We start from the raw sequence: 22,340 nt of genomic DNA on the forward strand, positions 1-22,340 counted from the left end.
GGTCAGCGGCACAGCAACGTGCCGATCAGTGATTCCTGCGCCTGCCAGGCGCCCAGGTCGTAGTAGCTCTCGGCCAGCACCACCTGCCGAGTGCCGTCGGCGCTGGTGAACACGTCGGTGATGTAGCCGTACACCGCGCCGTTGTGGCCGAACGCCGGACCGCACGGGGTCGGGATCTCGAAGACGCCCAGCCCGTACGCGATCCCGTCGATGTCGGTCGTGGTCAGCATCTGCCGCAGCAGTGGCCGGGGCAGCAGCGCGCCGCCGAGCAGGGCTCGATAGAACCGGGCGAGGTCGGACAGCGTGCTGACGAGGGCGCCGGCCGCCCACGCCGCCGACGGATTCCATTCGGTGACGTCGACGGGATCGGCGCCCGGCACGGGGGCGTACCCGTGCATGACCGGGCTCGGCGGCGTCAGCTCGTCGCCGGCCAGCGCCGTGTCCGGCAACCCCAGCGGCCGGGCGATGCGGCGACCGATCTCGGCGGCCAGCGATCGGCCGGCCACCCGCTCGACGATCATCCCGAGCAGGACGTATCCGGTGTTGGAGTAGCGCCCGTCGGTCCCGGCCGGGAACTGCGGGGGCTGATCGGCGATCAACGCCACCAACTCGCCCGGCGACCAGTGACGCAGCCACGAGCCCGGGTCCTTTGGCGGCGCTGGCATTCGGGGCCGGACCGATCTGTTCCAGCACAGTGCGCAATGGTGCGCCGCGTCGCGCATGTGGGTCGGTGCGACTGGCGTCAGCGAGTGGTTTGAGCCCGATCCGGTTTCGGCCCCAGTAGGAGCAGGTAACGGCACTTCCGAGCCGCATGTCTGGCGTTTGTCAACAATGTGTGTACCGGTCGTGGTCATCCTGCCGTGATGGGACACGGTAGGCGCGTGCTGGCTGGAGCGTTGGTGTGCGCGCTCATAGGTGTGCTGTTGGCGGTGGCCGTCGAGCGGCCGGATGGTGCGCTGGTGGCGGAGTCGGCGGTCGATACGGATGTGCGGCCGGAGGCGCTGCGCTGGAACTCTGGCGGCGACGGGACCAAGGCCGTGTTCCGGTACCGCGCGGATGGCGGCTACAGCGGTTCGGTCTGCGCAACGACACCCTGCCCGATCCGCCGCACGGGTGGGCCCGTGACCGTCAGCGTTGCGCGACCGGCACCGTTGCGCGATTTCATCTACACCAGCCTCGACGGTGTGGACGACGCGATCGTCGGCACGTCGAGTCTGACGACGCAGACGAATTGGGGGTTCACCGTCGTCGCCTGGATCCGCTCTTCGACACCGGGGCAGTCCGCGAAGATCTTCTCCAACACCGAGAGCTATCGCGGTTTCGCGTTGACCTACGACGCGGGACTACTGCGCGGCACCTACAGCTTCCGGCCGGCCGGTCAGTCGGGCGGCGCGACTGCGGCGAACCGGCACACGGTGTATCAGCCGGCCGGGTCGCCGTTGCGGGTCGACGACGGCAAATGGCATCAGGTCGCGTTCGCCGTGACCCGGATGCCCCGGGACGGCGGCGGATATCAGGCTCGGGCCCGGTTGTATGTCGACGGCGTCCGGGTGACTGATCCAGCTGACTATCTCGAGTTCCCGACCGGTGATTTCACGTTCTGGGACAGCGCCTCGGTGCCGGCCATCGGCGCTGAGCCCGACGGCGGTGTGGCCGCGAACAGCTTCTTCCACGGCGACGTCAGCGGCCTGGTCGTGTACAACTACCAGGTCGACCACAATGTGCTGGCATTGCGGCCGCCGTATGACGGGGACAGTCCCTACCTGGGCTTGCCCAGCTACTTCGACTACCTGGTCGCTGCCGAGTCCCCGGCGACCGGCACGGGCGGCACCTGGAGCTACGCCCGCCGCTTCACCCAGTCCGAGCGCGACGGCCGGTGGGCTGACGACGTGCTCGCCGAGCAGGCCAGGGTCGCGATGCCCCTGCTGAACGCCAACTACGTGCCGCAAGGCGTCACGGTCAGCACCGACGGCGCGACCTTGTTCAACTTCTTCTACTACTCGCAGGCCAGTACGGATCCCGCTCAGCAGAATCCATCTGACGGGCTGTGCGAACCCGTCACCTGCCCGCCGTACGCGGTGACCGCCACAGATCTCGCGACGCAGAAGGTCACGGCGATCTACCATCTGTACGCCGCGCCGGGCGTACCGCTACCTGGAACACACGCTGGGGGCATCGCGCAGATCGACGGGCGACTGTATCTTGGTGTGCTGGGCAAGGACCCGGCGGGCGTCAGCTTGAGCCGGCGCGTCTACCGCTTCACACCACAGACCGCGACCGTGAAAACACCCGCCGACTCTGGCAACGATCTACCGCCCGTCTTGGAGCTCGTCGCCGACGGCTACGACGACTGGGACCCGGCCGGGAAGTACCCGTATGCGAGCGTCTCGGCGTTGGCGTACGCGCCGGCGACCCGGACCATGTACGCGCTGGGCTACTACGAGAACGACAGCGTCAACCAGGACGGACCGGCGGCGAACTGGATCATCGAACTGGCCGTAGATCCGCAGAGCGGTGCGGTGCGCCTGGCCGGGCCGGTGCACAAGATTCCCACCACCTCGGCGGACGCCACCGGCCACAACCAGGGCATGACGCCTCTTTCCGGCCCGGGCGGCTGTTTCCTGCTGGCCCATGAGGTGAAGACGGGCATCACGGCGTCAGGGCGCAGCCAGCTCGTTCGCTGGTGTTCGGGCAGCGGGGAATGGGCAGTGCTGGCCACGATGCCGGGCGTCGCCGAGAACCTGGCGATCGGTCCTGACGGCCTGGTGTGGGTGTCGAACGAGAACTCGGCCCGGCGGATGCAGAAGCGCAGCAGCGGCCAGTGGTGGGACCGGTTCACCCCGTACGTCGCGGCGTTTGCCTTGACCGACCTCGGCTGACCGGCCGACCGCCCGAGACACGCCCACCGGATGTCCCCACCTGCCGTCACCCCAGCAGTTGGCTCGCTCCTCGTTTCCCTCCTCGCAGAAAGGTCACCATGATCAGATCCAGAGCCGTCCTCGCCGCCGGATTGTCGCTGTCCGTGATGCTTGCCGTCGGTGGGCCACTGAGCCACCCCGCGATCGCCGCGGCCGACGCCTGCGCGGCCGCCGCCGAGCGGCCGAACGCCGAGCAGGCGAGGGCGGCCGCGCGCGCCTGCGAGCATCGGGTGGAGGTGCTCGCCGAGCGGACAGCGTACAGCCGCACCTTCGCCGAGGCTGATGGAACATCCACCCGCGAGATCGGCCTGACCAGCATGGCCGCGAGCGCCGGCACCCTCGTGCCGCCGTATGTCGAAGGCGCAGCGAAGTGGACCATCGCCACCTCGGACAACAGCGCCGGCAACCTGACCGACACCAAAATCGCCACAGGTGACCCGAAACCAGCCGCGAGCGTGGTCACGACGGGCTTCGAGCCGGACTACGTCGGCCGCCGCTACCGGGGATTCCTCGAGTTCCCGATCGCCGACCTAGCCGGGGCGGTCGTGCTGGGCGCGAAGATCTCCGGCGTCGCCGACCACACCTACTGGTGTTCAGCCAAGGACAGCTACCTGTGGCGCACCGGCTCCATCACCAAGACGCCGCAGCAGACCTGGCCCGGTCCGAAGTTGGTGACCTACCTCGGCGCGGTGCACGTCACCGCCAACGAAGGCAGTTGCGCCGCACCGAACAAGCCGTTCGAAACCACCAGCGCGGCGTTGATCAATGACCTTCAGGCCGCGTTGAACTCGGCGACCGCCACCTACACGGTCGGCGCGACCGGCGTGGCCGCCGACGGGTCGGGGGAGAGTTCGGTCGATCACTACATGCGGTTCTTCGTCAAGGACTACAAGCTGACGATCACCTACAACCACGCCCCGCGGACACCAGACCGGCTCACCGTCAACGACCAACCCTGCGGCACCGGTACCGACCGGCCGTTCGTCAACACGGCCACCCCGACGTTGCGCGCGCACGTCTACGACGTCAACGGCGACACGATGGACACCTACTTCTGGTGGTCTCGATGGAACGGCAGCCAGTTCGTCGACGAGCCCGGATCGGGCGTGCGGCAGGACTCGGTGCCCAACAACGGCACGGCGATGACGGCCATCGCCGCGGCCGACGACGGCGCGGTGTACGCCTTCCGGTCGCGGTCGGACGACTCGCCGTCCCACCCGGCCTATCTGACCTCGCCGATCAGCGTGAACTGTGAATGGCAGGTCGATCTGACGCCACCCGGGCAGCCGATCGTCACAAGCGACACCTATCCCGCTGGGCACAGCGGCGGGGGAGTCGGCATCACCGGCCGGTTCACCTTCACCGCGGCGTCGGCCGACACCGCGTACTTCCTGTTCGGCTGGGACGACCCGCCGACGATCCGGCTGACCCCCGACGCCGTCGGCGGCACCGCCGCCCTGGACTGGGCGCCAACCGAATCCGGCCTGCACACCCTGTACGCCCAAGCGGTCGACCGGGCCGGTAACCCCAGCGACCCCGTGGTCTACCCGTTCACCGTCCCGGCTTCGGCCGCCTGACCTGCGAAGGCACTGCTCATGCGACGACTCCACGCGCGCCCGGTGATCCTGCTGACCGCTGCGCTGCTGGTATTCAGCCTCACCCAGGCGGTCCCGGCAGCCGCCAAGCCCTACATCGCACCGTCGGCTCAGGACGACGGGCCGGTCGGCGGCCACTCGTTCACCGGCCGGCCGCCCGGAACCACCACCTTGTCGCGGTTCGCCCCCGGCGCTGTGTCCTGGCCGAAGCCAGGCCGGGCCGAGGTCAGCCTGCCCGGACCGCAACAACGCCAGGCGGGCACCGAGGGCGCCGTACAGGTCCCCGGCTCGCCGGTACGCCTCACCGCCGGACCCGACGCCCCGGCAGCTGTGTCGGTCGAATGGCTAGACGGCGCCCCGGCCGGAGGCGGCGGCGAGGGACCTGCGGTCCGGCTGTCGCGGTCAGACGGCCGGACCACACCCGGCACGGTGCGGATGAGCGTCGGATACGCCGGATTCCGCTGGGCCGGCGGCGCCGACTGGGCCTCCCGGCTCGCCTTGTACTCCGACGGCGCTCGCCTGGCCAGCACGAACGACGTGCGATCTCACACCGTGTCGGCGGACGTCGCCGTCGACACGGACACGGTCGTCGTCCTCGCCGCCGGGCCTGCGGGGGCAGGCGGCGACTACCGGACAACATCCCTGGCACCGTCGTCGACCTGGAGCGCCGGCGGCAACTCCGGCGACTTCGCCTGGTCGTATCCGCTGCGCCTGCCGTCGACCGTCGCGGGGCCCAGCCCGGCGGTCGCGATGTCCTACTCGTCGGCGTCGGTGGACGGCCGGATGGCGTCGGCGAACAATCAGGCGTCCTGGGTCGGTGAAGGCTTCGACTTCCAGCCTGGCGCCATCGAACGACGCTACCGCGGCTGCGCCGACGACATGGGCACCGGCGCGAACAACACCACCAAGACCGGCGACCTGTGCTGGCAGACCGACAACGCGTGGCTGGCATTGCCCGGCCACGCCGGTGAGCTGATCCGCGACGCATCCGACCCGTCTCGCTGGCACCTGCGCGACGACGACGGCACCTACGTGCAGCGCAAGACCGGCGGCCCGAACGGCGACAACGACGGCGAATGGTGGCTGGTGCGGGCCACCGACGGCACCCAATACTGGTTCGGCGGCCGGACCGGTTCCAGCTCGACGCTGACCGTGCCCGTGTACGGCAACCACACGGGCGAACCGTGCCACACCTCGTCGTTTACCACCTCCGCCTGCACCCAGGCGTACCGCTGGCAGTTGGACTACGTCGTGGACACCCACGGCAACGTCATCACCTACACCTATGCCAAGGCGACGAACAAATACGGCCGCAACAACACTCCGGCCGACGACACCGTCTACGACCGAGACGGCTACCTGACGGCGATCGAATACGGCGGCCGCGCCGGCGACACCACAAGCGCACCGGTGCGGGTGTCGTTCGCCGTCGCCGACCGGTGCCTGTCCGGCTGTGCCACCAAGGACGCCGCCCACTGGCCCGACGTCCCATGGGACCGGGAATGCACCGCCGGCACCTGCGGCGTCACGCAGAACTCGCCCACCTTCTACAGCACCGTGCGGCTGGCCTCGGTGACCACCCAGGTGCTGTCCGGCTCGGCGTACCAAGACGTCGAACGATGGACGCTGACCCACGCGTTCCCGGCGTCCGACCAGCCCACGCTGTGGCTGGACAAGATCTCACACAGCGGCCTGGCCGGAGGCATAGCCACGGTGCCGGACACCGTGTTCACCGGGGTCGCGATGCCCAACCGTGTCGACACCAACTCCGACCAGTACCCGTCGATGACCCGCTACCGGCTCAAGACCATCACCTCCGAAACCGGCGGGCGCACCGAACTGCTCTACTCGCCGGCCGACTGCGTAGCCGGCACTCGGGTTCCCGACACCGCCAAACTGCAGGACAACGTCCTGCGCTGCTACCCGGTGAAGTGGACGCCCGACGGCGCGGCCAAGCCCATCACCGACTTCTTCCACCGTTACCTGGTCACCGACGTCGTCGAGGCAGACCTGTCCGGCCAGTCCACACGCGTGATCACCCACTACGACTACCTGGGCGACCCGGCCTGGCACTACACCGACGACGACGGCATCATCAAGCCCGCCGACAAGACCTGGTCGGTGTGGCGCGGCTACAGCGCCGTACGCGTCACCATCGGCGACCCCGGCCGGCAAACCGTACAGGAACACCGGTTCTTCCGCGGGATGAACGGCGACAAGCTGCCTACCGGCACGCGTACCGTGCAACTCCAGGCGATCGCCGCGGGATCCGTTCCGGCCGCAGCCGACGAGGACGCGTACGCCGGAATGCTGCGCGAAAGCATCGTCTACAACGCCCCCGGAGGCGCCGAGGTCTCGGCGACCGCGTACGAGCCGTGGCGATCGGACCCGACAGCGACCAGGACGATCAACGGTTCCACCGTCACCGCGCGGCTGACCGACGTGGCGGCCACCCACACCCGCACCACGCTGGACGGCGGCCGGGCGCCGCAGACCACGACCGAGACCACCGTGTTCGACGGCTACGGCCTGCCGATCCAAGTCGAGGACCGCGGCGACGACACCGTCACCGGAGACGAGCAGTGCACGCTGACCGCCTACGTCCGCAACACCACGGCCTGGATCGTCGATCTGACGTCTTCGGTGCGGACCTTCGCTCTGCCCTGTGACCAGACCGGACGCGGTGACCTGACCGGCGACGACATCATCGACGCCCAGCGGTTCTCCTACGACCAGACGACGTGGAACACCGCGCCGACCCGCGGTGACCTCACCTTGACCGAAGTCCTGCTCACCATCACCGGCGGCGTCATCGGCTACCAGGACGACACCCGCACCACCTACGACCCCCGTGGCCGGGCGCTCGACGTGACCGACCGGCGAGGCAACGTCATCCGCACCCGCTACACCCCGGAACTGACCGGTCCGGTCACCGCGGTGACCATCACCAGCCCGCTCGGCTGGACCACCACGACCACCCTGCAACCGGCCTGGTCACTGCCACTGTCGACGGTCGACCCCGACGGCCGCCGCACCGACCTTTCCTACGACCCGCTCGGCCGGCTCACCGACGTCTGGCTACCCGGCCGCGCCAAAGCCACCGACACGGCCAGCCTCCGCTACGCCTACACCGTGCGCACCAGCGCACCCAGCGTCGTCGCGACGACGAAGCTCACCCCCAGCGGCGGCTACACCACCTCCTACGCGTTCTACGACGGGCTGGCCCGCCCCCGCCAGACGCAGATACCCGGCCCAGCCGGTGGCACCCTGGTCAGCGACACCGTCTACGACTCGGCCGGGCGCGCCTACAAGATCCATCAGCCCTATCCGATCACCGCCGCGCCGAGCGCGAACCTGTTCGTGCCGACCAGCACTATCCCCACGGTCGACCTGCAGACCTTCGACGGCGCAGGCCGGGTCGTGGCCGCCATCCGCAAGACCAACACCCCGGCGGGCAGCGACGGCGGCACGGAACTGTGGCGGACCACCACCGGCTACGGCGGCGACCACGAGGACGTCACCCCGCCCAACGGCGGCATCGCCACCTCCACGTATTTCGACGCCAAGGGCCGCATCGTTCAGCTACGGCAGCTACGGCCCGGCGGATACGACACCACCAGCTACACCTACGACCGCAAGGACCAGCTCATCGCGCTGACCGACCCGGCCGGCGCCCGCTGGACCTACTCCTACGACCTGCTCGGCAGGCAGACCACGGTCGCCGACCCCGACCAGGGCGTCACCAGCACCGAATACAACCGATTCGACGACCCGCAGACGGTCACCGACAGCCGCGGCGTCACCCTCGCCACCACCTACGACACGCTCGGCCGCCGCGAAACCGTCCGCGACGGCACGGTCACCGGGCCCGTGCGGACCCGGTGGGTCTACGACCAGCTGGGCGACGGCAGCTCCGCGAAGGGCAAGCTCGTGAAGACCACACGGTACGCCGACAGCAGCGAGTACACCGTGGAACAGACCGGCTTCACACCCGACGGCCAGCCCACCGGCGTCGTCTACACGATCCCCGACGTGCCCGGCAACACCGGCCTCAGCGGCCGCTACACCTACGCGTACAGCTATCACCCGGACGGATCGCTGGCCACCGTCGACCTGCCCGCCGCCGGGGACCTCGGCGGCGAACGCCTCACCCTCGGCTACACCGCGACCGGACTACCCACCACGCTGAGCACCGACGTCGGCGGCACATACGTCACCGGCACCGACTACACCAAGTACGGCGAACTGGCGGTGCTGCACCTGCGCAGCAACGGCGGACCGCAAACCGACATCGCACGCTACTACGACAGCCGAACCCGGCGGCTCACCCAACTGCTCACCGTCGCCGCCACCCCCGGCACCATCGCCGACCAGCGGTACGCCTACGACGACGCCGGCAACGTCACCCAGATCTCCGACCTGGCCACCGGCGACCACCAGTGTTTCACCGCCGACCAGCTGCGCCGCCTCACCCAGGCATGGACCCCGGCAGACGGCGACTGCACCACCGCGCCGAACCTCGCCAGGCTCAGCGGACCAGCACCGTACTGGCACACCTACAGTTACGACACCGCCGGCAATCGCAGCGCACTGGTCCAACACGGCACCACCGACAAGACCACCACCTACACCGTCAAAGCCGGCACACATCAGCTCACCGCCACCGCCGGGGCCACATCCTCCGCGTACACCTACGACCAGACCGGCAACACGCTGACCCGAACCGGCCCGGCCGGGCAGCAGACGATGACCTGGGACCCCGAAGGGCACCTGGCGACCGTTCAGGACCCCACCGGCACGACCTCGTACCTCTACGACAGCGAAGGCAACCGGCTGCTACGCCGGGACCCGAAGGGCACCACGCTCTACCTGCCCATGCAGGAGTTGCGTACGCCGAAGGGCGCAAACGCGGCCGCGGGCGTGCGCTACTACACACACGCCGGACAGACCGTGGCCACCCGCTCCGCAGCCGGAGTGACCTGGCTGTCCGGCGACCACCACGGCACCGCCCAGATCTCCATCGACGCCGCCCGGCAAACCGTCGCCATCCGCCGCGAGACCCCGTTCGGACAGCAGCGTTCGACCGGCGGCGACTGGCCATCCACGATGGACAAGGGCTTCGTCGGCGGCACCAACGACGACACAGGGCTCATCCACCTCGGCGCCCGGGAATACGACCCGGCGATCGGCCGGTTCATCTCGGTCGATCCAATCATCGACACCGCCGATCCGCAGCAGCTACACGGATACGCGTACGCCAACAACGCGCCGGTGACCGCCAGCGACCCCGACGGCCTGTCACCCGACTGGTTCAACGACATCGTCAACGGGGCGATCGGCGCCGCGTTCGGCCCGGCGGCTGGACCCATCGTCGCCGAACCCGCCGGGGTGGTGGCCGACGCCTGGTGGACGGCCACCTCCTGGTACGTCGGGCAGCTCTGGGAACACGCGGGCGACATCGCCTTCGTGGCCGGCGCCACCGCACTCATATGCATGGAAATCGTCATCTGCGCACCGCTGGCGCCGTTCGCTGGAGGCGTCGCTGTGGGATTCGGGATCTTGTCCGCGATCAAGTCCTGTTCCGGCGGTGACACGGTCGACTGCACCGTCGGCATCGGCACCTCCATCATCGGCCTGCTCTGCCTGGGCGCCTGCGCCCCCCGCGTCGAGTTCATCGACCAGACCGCCTTCGCATTCAGCGCCCTCTGGCTCGCGTGGCAGGGCAACCGAAGTCTGACGGAGTACCTGCTGGGGGGCGATCGGCACCTGTACAAGCGACCCAAGGTGACAGCCGGACGCGGCCACGCCACCAGAACCGGCGCACGCGTCGAGGCGGGCGGCACCACCATCGTCCAGCCACAACCCCACCCGCCTCTGCGGCGTCCAACACCCCGGCACAACGCCACCGGCACGGGCGGAACCAACCCCAAGTCGACCTCCCACGGCGGCAAAACTGTCCGTAGCGGCGGGAAGCGAACCACGAGCGGCGGCAAAGTAACCAGCAGGTCATCGACCGGTGGAAAGACCGCGCAACGCAAGGCCGCCCGGCCGATACCCTGGCGCTGGCACGGCGCCTAGACCCTGGGTGGTGCCTGGAGCGGCATGGCGGCTTCAGGCACCACGACCAGCGGGCCGCCAAATCATGGCGGCTTTCCTAAAGTCCCGTTCCTGGCGACCCGGGTACGGTCGCCTTCGCTGTGCCGCCCGACTCGTCGCATGTTCCACCAGCGACGTGCCGCACCAGCAGTTGCATGCGGCGCCCAAGGTTTCCGGGCCGGCGAGGCAACGCGGATGCGTCAGCAGCGCAGATGCGTCGCCATACGTGCCCCGCGCGAAGATTGCTCCCAGCCCGTTCCGGATAGGTGATCACTCGCAGCGCTGACGGTCGCTGGCAGATGCGGCCCCGGACTCGGCCTGGGCGAGCAGGCTGGCGGCGCGCCGGGCTCCGTCGGGGTGGTCGAGTTCGGTAAACAGCGCCAAAGCCTCAGCTGCCCGTTTGGCAGCTTGAGAAGGTTCGCAATAGTCGACCGCGATGGCGGCCAGAACCAGGAGCGCCTCGGCCTCCTGGACGCGCCGGCCGGCCTGCTGTGCGATGGCCAATGCGGCGTCGGCTGTCGTGGTGGCCGCGTCGTGAAGGTTGAGTATGCGATAGCAATCGGCCGCCCCGGTCAGCGCCTGGCCTTCTACGTCGCCACTACGGCTATCACGGCCGAGAACGATGGCCTGTGCGTACACGTCGGCGGCGATGCGATGATCTCCTGTCGCGCTGTGGACGGCGGCCAGCGTGTTGAGGACATGGCCGTGCAGCCAAGGGTTCTCGACCTGCTGTGCGATCTTCTGAGCCGCCTGGGCCTCTGTCAGGGCAAGGTCGAGCTGGCCGTTCCGGCGGTGGAAGCCGGCCAGGTTCTTGAGCGCGTGAGCCTGCCCTTCCTGGTCGCCCTCGGCGCGGAAGGTGGCCAGCGCCCCTTCCGCGGCCGTCTGAGCCTCGTCGAGGCGGCCGAGCAGCCACAATGCGTATGACCAGGTGATGTTCATGCCTGCGGCCAGCGAGGTCGTCGTGTCCGCCAACAAGGCCGCGGCTTGACGCAGGCATTGTTCGGCCTCGCGAAGCATGCCGAGCTCCAGGAGCACGCCGGCGAGATTGTTCGCGGTGATGACCTGTGTCGTGGAGTCCCCGCTCGCGCTGCTGGCACGCAGGGCGGTCCGCAGATAGGGCAGCGCTTGCCGTGGCAGCCCGTGCACGCGCATGACCGCGGCGAGGTTGTTGTTGGCCGCGAACGTGCCGTCGGTCCATCCGGCTCGCTCGGCGGCGGCCGCGGCGGAGTCGAACGCGTCGACGGCCCGCTGATAGTTGAGTCTTGCGTAGCCGACCCAGCCGGCGATCAGGTATGCGACCGCTTGACCGTGGTCGTCCTTGTCTCTAAGCGCCGCTCGTAACGCGTTGTCTGCGATGGCCGACCCGTCCGCGTAGGACGACCTGATCATGAGGTAGCCGCGCAGGGCGTCGGCGATCAGCCACGCCGCCGGGCGCGGGCCGTCGTCTGCGGCTCGGGCGACCATCGCCACGATATTGACGCGCTCGCCGTCCAACCAGGTGAGGGCCTCCTCGCGGCTGGCGAACGGTTGTGGTGCACGGGCGTCCGGGCGGGCCCGCGCGGGTAGGCGCGCGGCGCCGCCGGTCAGGTCGGCGGCGCGGTCGGAGCGTGCGAGATACCACTCGATGAGGCGGTGTACTGCCAGCGCGCAGTCTTGTAGGCCGTCCTCCCGGATAGCGAGTCGATCGGCGTAGGAGCGGATCAGATCGTGCAGTTCGAACCGGCCGGGCCGTGGCGCAGCCAGCAGGTGCGCGTTCACCAGCCGGTCGAGCAGGGCTGCGGTGGTCGCCGGATCGGTGTCGGCAAGGGCTGCGGCGGCGTCGACCGTGATGTCGTCGCCTGGGGTGCGGCCCAGCAACCGCAGCAGCCGGCGGGCTGAGGCGGGCAGGCGGGTGTAGGACAGGTCGAACGCGCCAGCCACGCCGATGTCGCCGTCCACCGTGAGATGGGCGATCCGGTTCTCCCGCAGCGTGGCGACGTAGTCGGTGACAGGCCATTGCGGGTGTGCCACGAGGTTTGCCGCAGCGATTCGCAGCGCGAGCGGTAGGTCGCCGCACAACCGTGCCATTTCGGTGACAGCGGGTGCGTTGAGTCTCGTCCGTCGGTAGCCGATCATGGAGGTGAGTAGTTGCTGGGCCTCATCCGACGGCAGAGGGCCGAGGACGACGACTCGGCCGCCATGGCTGGCGACCAAGCCCGTAAGGCGGTCGCGGCTGGTGACGACGGTCAGACAGCCAGGTGCGGCCGGCAGCAGCGGCCTGACCTGGTCGGCGCTGCTCACGTTGTCGAGCAGGACCAGCATCCGTCGGCCGGACAGGCGTGAGCGGAACATCGCCGCGGCGTTGTCCAGATCGGTGGGGATGTCCCTGCTTGCCACACCCAACGAGGCCAGCAGACGGCCCAGAGCATCGACTGGGCTCATCGGCGCGTCCGCGGCGTAGCCGCGCAGGTTGACGAACAAGGTTCCATCGGGATAACGGTCGGCGGCCTGATGACCGAAGCGCACCGCCAACGCGGTCTTCCCAGCACCGGGCACACCAACGACGGCGATGAGCGTTTGGCTGTCCGCGGCGTCGTGCAGCTGCGCCAGCTGTTCGCTGCGACCGACGAATCCGACCACATCGCCGGGAAGCTGGGCCGGCTGGGCGGTGCGCGCAGAGATGGTGGCGGGCGGGGCCACGGTGGCCGCGCCCGCAGGGCCGTCATGCAACAGTTCACCGAAGATCGACTGGATGCCGGCCGCGGGGTCGATCCCCAGCTCTTCCCGCAGCCGCAGGCGAAACGCGTGATACACCTCGATCGCCTCGGCGGTCCGGCCGCAATGGCGCAGGGCCGTCAGCAACAGCTCGATGAATCGTTCTCGCATCGGATGTTGCTGCTGCAGCGCCGTCAACTCGGCGACCACCTCGGCGGCTCGGCCGCAGGCTAGGTCGTCCTGGATGCGGCGTTCGATCAGGTCGAGTCGCAGTTGCGTGAGCCGGTCGGACTCCCGGCGCAGGGGTTCGGCCTCGGCGACGTCGGCGTAGGGCTCGCCCCGCCACAACAGCAAAGCGCGGTGATGTTGCCGCGCGGCACTGTGTTCGCGGGCCTGGTCGGCGTCGAGCTCGCCAGGGTGGACGACCAGTAGATAGCCGGGCGGCCGGTGAGCCAGCCGGTCCTGTCCAAGGACACTACGCAGCCGGTGTACATACACCTGCAAGTTCGTGCGGGCTGAGGCGGGCGGGTTGCCGTTCCACAGCACGTCGATCAGACGGTCGACGGCGACAACTTCGTTGGCGTGCACCAGCAGCAGACTCAGCAGCAGCCGCTGCTTGGTCGAGGTCAACGTAATCCGTCGGCCGTCGTCGTCCTGCACTTCCAGTGGCCCGAGTACCGAAAACCTCACCACACCCCCCGGCAGTCGCGGACGGCCCGCCCGCGCAGACCCACCGTATAGCAGCGTGCAAGTACGCGTGTAGTGCCGCGACGGACGCTGGCTGTCTCGCCTCGAGCCCAGGAAGAAGGTGGATCCGGCCGTGACTGTCCGCCGCATCATCATGGTCGCTACCGCGTTGGCGGCGCTGACCGTACCGGTGCTGTCCTACGCCCAGTCTCAATCCGACACCCATGCCGGCGGGCCGCTGCGCGACGTGACATCCGACGAGGGCGACCTTCTGTATGCCGCCGAGGATGTCCTGCTCGGGCAATGCCTGCGGCGACACGGATATGCCTACCAGCCGCAAAAACCCGACGCGGCGATGCGGCCGTGGAATCTGCCGTACGTGGTGGACGACCTGTCCTGGGCCCGGTCGCGAGGGCTCGGACTGACAGACAGAGCACGAACAGCCGCCGCCCGGCGCGCCAACCCGAACCAGCGCTACCTGGAGTCGCTTCCCAACGACCGGCGCCAGGCGTACACGACCTGGATGTACGGAGCCGCCCCGGTCGGCATGAGCGCACCGAACCCAGCCGGTCACACAGTGACGCAAAACCCGGGCAGCTGCCAGTCGAAGGCCCAGGACGAGTTGTACGGCGACGTGCGGAGATGGTTCCGCGCCCGCGTGATCGTCGAGAACCTGCCGGCGCTGTACCTGCGCAAAGTCTACGACGACCCGCGATACATCGCGGCGCAGAGCGCATGGTCGACATGCATGGGCGGCCATGGATACCAGGTATCCCGACCGTCCGAGCTGCGCGAGACGGTAACTGAACCCGCACCGGAGCAGACCACGCCCTCCGCGGACGAGATCGCGGCCGCAGTCGCCGAAGCAACCTGCGCCCAGGAGACCGGATTCGGAGCCCAAGCTCGCGCGGTGCAAAACGAGCTGTCGACGGCGGCAGCGACGCGATTCCAGGCCGACGTCGATTCCTATCACCGCCTGCAACTAGGCGCGCTGCCACGGGCAACCCGAATCGTGGCCGACGAGTTCGGAAAGTGACTTCACCGCCACCGTGGCGGTGACCAAAGAAAGGATATCCACCTATGCGTAGGTCTATTGTGGCCGCCGCGACAGCGGCGGTCCTGGCCAGTGTGATGGCGGCTGCCCCGGCGAAGGCCGGCGACACCACCGTCAGACCTGCGAACTGTCCGTCCGGATACTTCTGCGCGTATCAGCTCGAAAGCTACACCGGGCTCATGTGGAAGTGGTCAGGCGATGACTACAACTGGGGCAACGACTACAGCGGCGGCCTGTCGGCGGCCAACCGGGCGACCTCGGTATACAACAACGGCACGCCCTGCTACCACTGCGACTACGTCCAGGTGTTCGACGACACCAGCTTCGACGTGTTCCTCGGCTGGTGGCCTCCGGGCTGGGGAAGCATGGACCTGCCGTCCTACCAGGACAACAAGATCGAAGCACACGTGTGGGGCGGCCCCGTCGGCTGATCGCCGCCACCTGTAAGCCGCCGGCGCCGGTCCCGGCGCCGGCGGCTCGACGGCCCGCCGTTCCCACCATCCGTTGCCGGCTTCGCGTCGGCGCCAGCTCCGAGCGGGCTCGCCCGACACAAGACTCATGACAGTGAGCCCCGCGACGGTCCGAACAGCCACGGATTCGACTCCGACTGATCACTCCTCGCCAGCGTGGCAAACGCGCACCCAAGGAGACCACATGCGCCAGCTATTCATCACAATCAACTGGGATCTGCCTTTGTGCACCGACAGCAAGCCCGAGTCCCACGAATCTCGCCAGCTGGTCGGCTGACGATGCCATCCAAGCTGACGAACCATGGACCGCGCAGTCTGCGCATGAGACTTGCGGCCGTCGCCGGGCTGACGCTGCTGGCGCAACTACTGGCAGCGCCCGCGGCGACCGCCCGATCATCAGCACCCACCGCGCCGGGCGAAACCAGCGCAGTTATCCGATCCGACGTCGACCCGGCCGACCGGGCCCGAATCCTGGGTAAGCGTTGGCGATCCTCCACCGACCTGGCGTGGACCACCTCCGGCGACGCGACCGGATTCCACCTTCTGATCGCCCGTGCGTCCGACGGATACGCGTGGCGCACCGCCGCCACCCTCGCCGAGCCCGGCTTCGACACCGACATGTGGATCGGCAACGCGTGCGTCACCGCCTCCGGCCGCCGAGCAGTGATCGTGTACGCCCCCCGTTCGTTCACCAACCGGGCCGACCTGTTCGACCGCGGCGGATTCACCGCGGTAGTGGACCTGACGACCGGCGTGGTGACGAAGCTGGCCCGGCTGTCCACTCTGGCCTACTTCAACCCCGGCTGTGGGGCCGGCGAGACGGCGGTACTGACCCAACTCAGCGGTGACACCGACGACGCGGCTAAGACCCCGGTACGGACCAGGCTAACCGTGGTCGACACCGCCACCGCGACGATGCGCGTGCCTGTCATGGTGCCGGGGGAACTGACCTCGGCCGTGGCGACCCAAACGGGGATCGTCGCCGCGGCGTCCGGCCAAATCGTGTCGATCTCCTCGACCGGGCAGACATCGGCAGCGGCGGCCACCTCAGGCGTGCCGTTCCACCTCACTACCGATTCGGCAGGCGGCGTCATCTACGCCGAACGCGGTCAGCAGGACTCCATGCGCCTGCGGCGCACAGTGCCTGGCAGCGGCAACCGTCCAGTGACGCTGGCTACCGGGCGGCTCGGCAAGATCGGGGTCGCCGCCGCCGGCGGCAAGGTCTATCTGACGGGCGCTGCTCAACAGGTCCACCCGCTGCCCGCCACCGTCGTCCGAGTCGACGCGCCAGCCGGTGCAAACATCTCCACCCAAGGACAGCTGGCGGTCACCAAAACCGCGTGGGCGGGCAAGACCGACCCGAGACTGTTCCCACCGGACCCCGATACGCCTCGGCCGGTACGCATCGACGCACGAAGCCTCGTCACCGGCCAACCAATCACCTTCGGCGCCGGACCGGCCAACCCGGCCACCCGAGCCCCCGCCCTCAACCCGAAACTCGGCGGGCCCGGCAAACAACGCCAGAGCATCACCGCGGCGACCTCGACGGACCCGATCGACCAGGACCGCTGGTGCTCCGTGCCACGCAACAACCGGATCTTCCAAGTGCTGCAGCCCAAGCCACGTCAGGTGGAATGGGCGATCGACCAGGCGGTCACCGGCTCGCTGACCGTGCAGCGCCCCAGCAACTGGATGAACCTCGGCATGCGCGGCTACACGCCGCAGGGCATGTTCCCAAGCATCGGCCTACTCGGCGGCGGACGCGTCCACGCCCAGATCATGCTGGGCATCGCTGCCCAGGAATCGAACATGTGGCAGGCCTCGCGCCTTGCCCTCCCCGGAGTGACCGGCAACCCGCTGATCGGCAACTTCTACGGCCTGGACATCTACGACGACGACCTGTCGGACGACTGGGACGTCCGCTGGAACGAGGCGGACTGCGGCTACGGCGTCATGCAGGTGACCGACGGTATGCGGCTGGCAGGACACGAGAAGCCCGGGGAGACCGCCCTGTCCTGGGACAAACAGCAGGCCGTCGCAGCCGACTTCGCAGCCAACATCGCGGCCGGGCTGCAAATCCTGCAGAAGAAGTGGAACGAAACCCGGGCCGCAGGGCTGACCGTCGGAAACGGCGACCCGGCCGGCCTAGAGAACTGGTTCTTCGCCGTCTGGGCCTACAACAGCGGCTTCCATCCCAATCTCGGCGACGGCTCCCCGTGGGGACTCGGGTGGGCGAACAACCCGGTCAACCCCCGCTATCCCGCCGACCGGTACCCGTTCATGGAACTCACCTACGACGACGCCGCCCACCCGCAGAACTGGCCATATCCAGAGAAGGTCATCGGCTTCGCCGGGCACCCGCCGGAGCTGCCGGAATCGGCTGAACGCGACAGCATGACCTTCGTCTCCGGGTTCCGGCCGGCCTGGTGGACCAACGAAGCCTACCGGTTGTCAGCCAAGCCGGCGATCGACCAGTTCTGCAGCACGGTCAACGACTGCTACCCAGGACAGCTGTACACGCCCAACGACCCGGGCGATCCTGACGATCCCGACGACGGCACCATCGGCGAACCGGCCGGCCCGTGCTCCCACAAGAACGCCAACGGTTACTTCGACCTCATGTGCTGGTGGCACCAACCGACCCAATGGAAGAGCGATCCGGTCACCACAGGCCGGGAACTGCTGCGCTTCGACCCCGGCTACGACTATCAAGCCGACGCCAACTCGTTCCCGCCCAAATGCCACCGGGAAGACCTGCCCGCCGGGGCGATGATCGTCGACGACGAGCCGGCGTCCACACCGAAGATGCGTCCGTGCAACAACCTCTTCACCGACGCCGGAACATTTACGATGTCCTTCCCACAGGACGGCACCGGGCATTACCGGGCCAAGGCCGACCTGCACCAGCTCGGCGGAGGATTCAACGCCCACTTCTGGTTCTCCCACACCCGCCGGGCCGACGACAAGGCCGGCTCCATGAACATCACCGGCACCTGGAACTTCAACCAGATCCTCAACGGCTGGGGGCGGGTGATGGTGCACATCCCCGACCACGGCGCCCACACCCAGCAGGCCAAGTACGAGATCGACACCGGCAGCGGCTTCACCGCCGACCGCTACCGGGTCATCCTGCAACGCATCCGCTCCAACACCTGGGTTCCGCTGGGCGCTTTCAGGTTCAACGGCCTGCCCGCGGTCCGGCTGTCCACCGCGACCCAGGACGGCGTCGGCGACGAAGACATCGCCTGGGACGCGGTCGCCATTCAGCCATTGTCGGCAAAGCCAACCAATCAGATCGTGGCTCTTGGCGACTCGTACGCGTCGGGTGAAGGCGCCGGAGACGAGAACCTCCCCGACTATCCCTACTACCCGGAGACCGACTTCAAACTCAAGCTCGACAACGGGGCCGACGCCTACCGCAACGTCTGCCACCGGTCGAAGAACTCCTGGTCGCGGCTGGCACACATGCCCGACTCCACCGCCACGATCGGCCTCCGCGCCGACCAATGGGACAGCACCATGGACTACCACTTGCTGGCCTGCTCCGGCGCAACAACCGAGAACCTGCTTCCGTATTACAGCGTTCCCGCCGACCAACGACCACGCAACGCTTTCAACCGCGTCGGAACAGGTCAATACAATGAGCTGTCCCAACTCGACCGCGGATTCCTCGACGCGAGCACAACCCTCGTCACGCTGTCTATCGGTGGCAACGACGCCCGCTTCTCCGACATCATCAAGGAATGCATCTACGGGGCAGTGCCTGAACTCGGTGACCCCTGCTACGCGGCCACCTTGGCGGGCGACACCAGCAGCCTCATTTTCGCCTCGCCCGAGCGCATCCGCGGCCCTGTCAAGGAATCCATCCGCACCGTGCTCACAGAGATCCACAAACGGGCACCCAATGCGCAGATCCTGCTCATGGCATACCCGAGACTGTTCAGCGATCAAGACGACCACTGGTGCGTAGACGGCATCAACGCCCTCGAGGAAGATTGGCTGGGCGAGCAGGCCACCCTCATCCAAAGCGAATTCGTAGATCTAGGTCAGCAGATGCGCGCCACGGGCGTCCCGGTCCGGATCGGTCAGCCGATCAACGACTTCTTGGGCCGCGGAGTTTGCGCTTCCGTCCCGGCGCTGAATGGCATCGTACTTGACAAGACCGACGGTGAGGGCGAAGGCGAGTTTGCTTCGCAACAGTCGTTCCATCCGAACCTTCTCGGCGCAATCACCTACGCCGGTGTCATGACCATGGCCGTCGACGACATGTAAGCATCACAACCAATCTGGGCGTGGCGGCCGGTTCCGCCACGCCCGCATCGGTGTCCCTGCAGTGGCGGGTCAGGATCTTGAGATCCGACTGCTGAGTCCTATCATGCCTCCGCCAGGCAGCCCCGTTCGAGGCGGAGCGAGCGGTACGCCGCTGCGAAGGTGCGGCGCATCGGCCAGCCCTGGGCTGCCATCGGCCGCCGATGCGCTTGCGACCCACGCGCACACCGTCTCGGCGTAGCTGCCGGTGCACGCGGTCCGCGCCGTAGTTGGGCCCCAACGCCGTCCAGATCTCATGGCTATTTGCATCGTCATGGCCACAAGGATCAGCGGCCGCATCCAACCACCCGTAGGACGTGAAGGGCTCGAAGCCAAGGACCGGTAGCAGGGTTGCGACTGCGAACCGGTCAGTTCGTCTCAGTCTCGTGCGGATGTGGGCAGGCGACAAAGCATGCGTTGATAGAACTGATGTTCACGGGCGGGGTCCTAACCAGTGGCAGCGGAAGACGCCGTAGACATAGGCATCCCGGATCTGCCGGGGTAGAGAGGCCTCATCGGCCGCTGTGGGTTGCGACTGACTCGGGTGCCTGACGCTGGCGTTGCGTGGCTGCCGGACACGTAGTCCCGCTGAATCGCGCGCTGAGGGGCGGTCTGCATCCCCGCTCGGGTCGGTACTGTCGGCGTCGGCTCGGCGGCCCGTATCGTGGGCTGGTGCGCAGGGTGCCCGGACTGGACGTGGTGGTGGCTTTCGCGCTGACCGCGTTCATGGTCCTGGTGTCCGTCGCGGGTCGGGTGGATCAGCCCTACGCCCGTCCGGTGTCCGCGTCGGGGATCGTCCTGCTGGTCTTGGCGGGCATCGCGTTCGCGGTGCGTCGGGTGGTTGCGCGTACCTCCTTCGTCCTGGTGACAGGCTGCGTCGTCGCGTACCTGGCCCTGGATTTCGCCGGCTGGGCGGTGTACGTCGCCGCGGTCGCGAGCCTGATCGGGCTGATCTTCGCGGTGCCGCAGCGACGGCGCTGGGTTCCGGCCGTCACGGTGGCGGGGTTGGCGATATCGGTCGCGACCGGGCGTCCGGAAGGGTGGGACGCGGCCCGGATGCTCACCATCGCGGCCGTATGGGCCGCGATCGCGATCTTCGCGTGGCGCATGGCAGAGATCCGGCGGCGGCAGATCGAGCGCGACGCGGCCGCCCAGGTGCTCGACGAACGGTTACGCATCGCCCGGGACCTGCACGACCTGCTGTCGCACAGTCTCGCCACGGTCAGCCTGCGCGCGGCCGTCGGACTCCACTTGCTCGATCAGCAGCCCGATCAGGCTCGGGAGGCGCTTCAGGCGATCCGGATCACCAGCAACGACGCGCTGGCCCAGGCCCGCGCAACACTTTCACTGGTACGCGGAGAGCAGAGCCCGCCCACGCCGAGCCTGTCCGACCTGGACGCGTTGGTCAGATCTGTTCGCGAAGCAGGCGTCACAGTGCATCTCGACGCTCGCGTCGCCGACGAAGCGGTGCCGTCAGCCGTCGGGCAGACCGCATACCGGGTCGCTCAGGAAGCCTTGACGAATGTGCTGCGCCACGCCGGGGCCAGTGCCACAGCGCGCGTACGCGTGCAGGTGGTGCACGATCAGCTGGAGATCGACGTGACCGACGACGGTGTCTCGTCGGGCGGCGCGTCCTCCGACAAGGTCCGCTCGCCAGGTCACGGCCTGTCCGGCATGGCTGAACGTGTCGCGGCGGTCGGCGGTTCGCTGCAGACCGGGCCGGAATCTAGCGGGTTCGCCGTACGCGCCCGCCTGCCGTTGGCGGTCGGCAGGTGAGCGTACTGCGGGTGGTCCTCGCCGACGACCAGGCGATGATCCGGTCGGGCCTGCGTGCGTTGCTGGCCGCCGAACCGGACATCGACGTCGTCGCAGAGGCGGGTGACGGCGCGACGGCGCTGGCCGCGGTGCGTACGCACCGGCCGGACGTCGTCGTGATGGACATCCGCATGCCGGTGATGGACGGCATCGCCGCCACCCGGGCGATCGCCGCCGAACCAGCCCTGTCCGACGTCAAAGTCCTCATCCTGACCACCTACGACGAAGACGCGCTCGTGTTCGAGGCCATCCGCGCGGGTGCGGCCGGCTTCCTGCTCAAGGACGCCGAGCCGGCCGAGCTGATCCGCGGTGTGCGCGTCACCGCCGCCGGGGAGGCGCTGCTCGCGCCGGCCGCCGCCCGGAAGCTGATCGGTGCGTTCGCTGCCACACCTGCGCTCTCAGGACCGCCGTCGCTACAGTTGGAGGTCCTCACCGAGCGCGAACGCGAAATCGTCACCCTCGCCGGTCGCGGCATGTCCAATGTCGACATCGCCCGGCACCTCGTGATCAGCCCGGCCACCGCGCGTACGCATGTCTCCCGGGCGATGATCAAGATCGGTGCGCGGGACCGTGCTCAGCTGGTCGTGTTCGCGTACGAGACGGGTCTGGTCCGGCCAGGCGACGCCGCCTGATACGTCCATCGACGTATCCCGCGAACCGCTCTACGCCCGACTGCGTACTCGTGATGCCGTCCACCGGCGGA

General features: G+C 68.4%; 11 protein-coding genes. 8 read left to right on the forward strand and 3 right to left on the reverse strand.

Features of this window, described 5'->3' with window-relative positions:
- Window positions 1–2: 2 nt before the first annotated feature.
- Window positions 3–665: a serine hydrolase domain-containing protein gene (locus AB0H43_RS13165; protein WP_359999529.1), complete on the reverse strand. Its 663-nt coding sequence runs from the start codon at window positions 663–665 to the stop codon at window positions 3–5.
- A 198-nt stretch (window positions 666–863) separates the two neighbouring features.
- Between AB0H43_RS13165 and AB0H43_RS13170 the strand changes: the two genes are divergently transcribed.
- The 3 genes from AB0H43_RS13170 (at window position 864) to AB0H43_RS13180 (ending at window position 10,591) form a co-directional block, all read left to right on the forward strand.
- Window positions 864–2,879, forward strand: coding sequence for a LamG domain-containing protein (locus AB0H43_RS13170; RefSeq protein ID WP_359999530.1), 2,016 nt, complete (start codon window positions 864–866; stop codon window positions 2,877–2,879).
- A 98-nt stretch (window positions 2,880–2,977) separates the two neighbouring features.
- Window positions 2,978–4,495, forward strand: a complete 1,518-nt coding sequence (locus AB0H43_RS13175) for a hypothetical protein (protein ID WP_359999531.1) — start codon at window positions 2,978–2,980, stop codon at window positions 4,493–4,495.
- An 18-nt stretch (window positions 4,496–4,513) separates the two neighbouring features.
- Window positions 4,514–10,591, forward strand: coding sequence for an RHS repeat-associated core domain-containing protein (locus tag AB0H43_RS13180; protein ID WP_359999532.1), 6,078 nt, complete (start codon window positions 4,514–4,516; stop codon window positions 10,589–10,591).
- 288 nt (window positions 10,592–10,879) lie between these two features.
- On the opposite strand, the gene AB0H43_RS13185 is transcribed toward AB0H43_RS13180, so the two are convergent.
- Window positions 10,880–13,963 carry a BTAD domain-containing putative transcriptional regulator gene (locus AB0H43_RS13185; RefSeq protein ID WP_359999533.1) on the reverse strand — a complete coding sequence of 1,028 codons (3,084 nt, stop codon included), beginning with the start codon at window positions 13,961–13,963 and terminating at the stop codon, window positions 10,880–10,882.
- A gap of 160 nt (window positions 13,964–14,123) precedes the next feature.
- On the opposite strand from AB0H43_RS13185, the gene AB0H43_RS13190 reads away from it, so the two are divergent.
- From AB0H43_RS13190 to AB0H43_RS13200, 3 genes are all read left to right on the forward strand, one after another.
- The gene (locus AB0H43_RS13190) at window positions 14,124–15,026 is read left to right on the forward strand and encodes a hypothetical protein (RefSeq protein ID WP_359999534.1); all 903 of its coding nucleotides are present in this window, start codon (window positions 14,124–14,126) and stop codon (window positions 15,024–15,026) included.
- Window positions 15,027–15,070: 44 nt separating this feature from the next.
- On the forward strand, window positions 15,071–15,475 hold the full coding sequence (locus tag AB0H43_RS13195) for a peptidase inhibitor family I36 protein (RefSeq protein WP_359999535.1): 405 nt from the start codon (window positions 15,071–15,073) through the stop codon (window positions 15,473–15,475).
- 360 nt (window positions 15,476–15,835) lie between these two features.
- Window positions 15,836–19,786 carry a hypothetical protein gene (locus AB0H43_RS13200; protein WP_359999536.1) on the forward strand — a complete coding sequence of 1,317 codons (3,951 nt, stop codon included), beginning with the start codon at window positions 15,836–15,838 and terminating at the stop codon, window positions 19,784–19,786.
- On the opposite strand, the gene AB0H43_RS13205 is transcribed toward AB0H43_RS13200, so the two are convergent.
- The gene (locus tag AB0H43_RS13205) at window positions 19,758–20,231 is read right to left on the reverse strand and encodes an IS3 family transposase (protein WP_359999537.1); all 474 of its coding nucleotides are present in this window, start codon (window positions 20,229–20,231) and stop codon (window positions 19,758–19,760) included. The two genes, AB0H43_RS13200 and AB0H43_RS13205, sit on opposite strands and share 29 nt — an antisense overlap.
- A 263-nt stretch (window positions 20,232–20,494) precedes the next feature.
- On the opposite strand from AB0H43_RS13205, the gene AB0H43_RS13210 reads away from it, so the two are divergent.
- Both AB0H43_RS13210 and AB0H43_RS13215 read left to right on the forward strand, forming a co-directional pair.
- Window positions 20,495–21,598 carry a sensor histidine kinase gene (locus AB0H43_RS13210; RefSeq protein ID WP_359999538.1) on the forward strand — a complete coding sequence of 368 codons (1,104 nt, stop codon included), beginning with the start codon at window positions 20,495–20,497 and terminating at the stop codon, window positions 21,596–21,598.
- Window positions 21,595–22,269 (forward strand): response regulator transcription factor, encoded by a 675-nt coding sequence (locus tag AB0H43_RS13215; protein WP_359999539.1) that lies wholly within the window; start codon window positions 21,595–21,597, stop codon window positions 22,267–22,269. Before AB0H43_RS13210 ends, AB0H43_RS13215 begins: the two co-directional genes overlap by 4 nt.
- Window positions 22,270–22,340 lie beyond the last annotated feature (71 nt).

Source organism: Hamadaea sp. NPDC050747 (genome assembly GCF_040654195.1).
GTDB lineage: Bacteria > Actinomycetota > Actinomycetes > Mycobacteriales > Micromonosporaceae > Hamadaea.

What these genes read in the sequence shown, in the direction of transcription:
- AB0H43_RS13170 (WP_359999530.1), top strand. Translation starts at nt 864, where the DNA reads ATGGGACACGGTAGGCGCGTGCTGGCTGGAGCGTTGGTGTGCGCGCTC.
- AB0H43_RS13165 (WP_359999529.1), bottom strand. Translation starts at nt 665, where the DNA reads ATGCCAGCGCCGCCAAAGGACCCGGGCTCGTGGCTGCGTCACTGGTCG.
- AB0H43_RS13200 (WP_359999536.1), top strand. Translation starts at nt 15,836, where the DNA reads ATGAGACTTGCGGCCGTCGCCGGGCTGACGCTGCTGGCGCAACTACTG.
- AB0H43_RS13175 (WP_359999531.1), top strand. Translation starts at nt 2,978, where the DNA reads ATGATCAGATCCAGAGCCGTCCTCGCCGCCGGATTGTCGCTGTCCGTG.
- AB0H43_RS13180 (WP_359999532.1), top strand. Translation starts at nt 4,514, where the DNA reads ATGCGACGACTCCACGCGCGCCCGGTGATCCTGCTGACCGCTGCGCTG.
- AB0H43_RS13195 (WP_359999535.1), top strand. Translation starts at nt 15,071, where the DNA reads ATGCGTAGGTCTATTGTGGCCGCCGCGACAGCGGCGGTCCTGGCCAGT.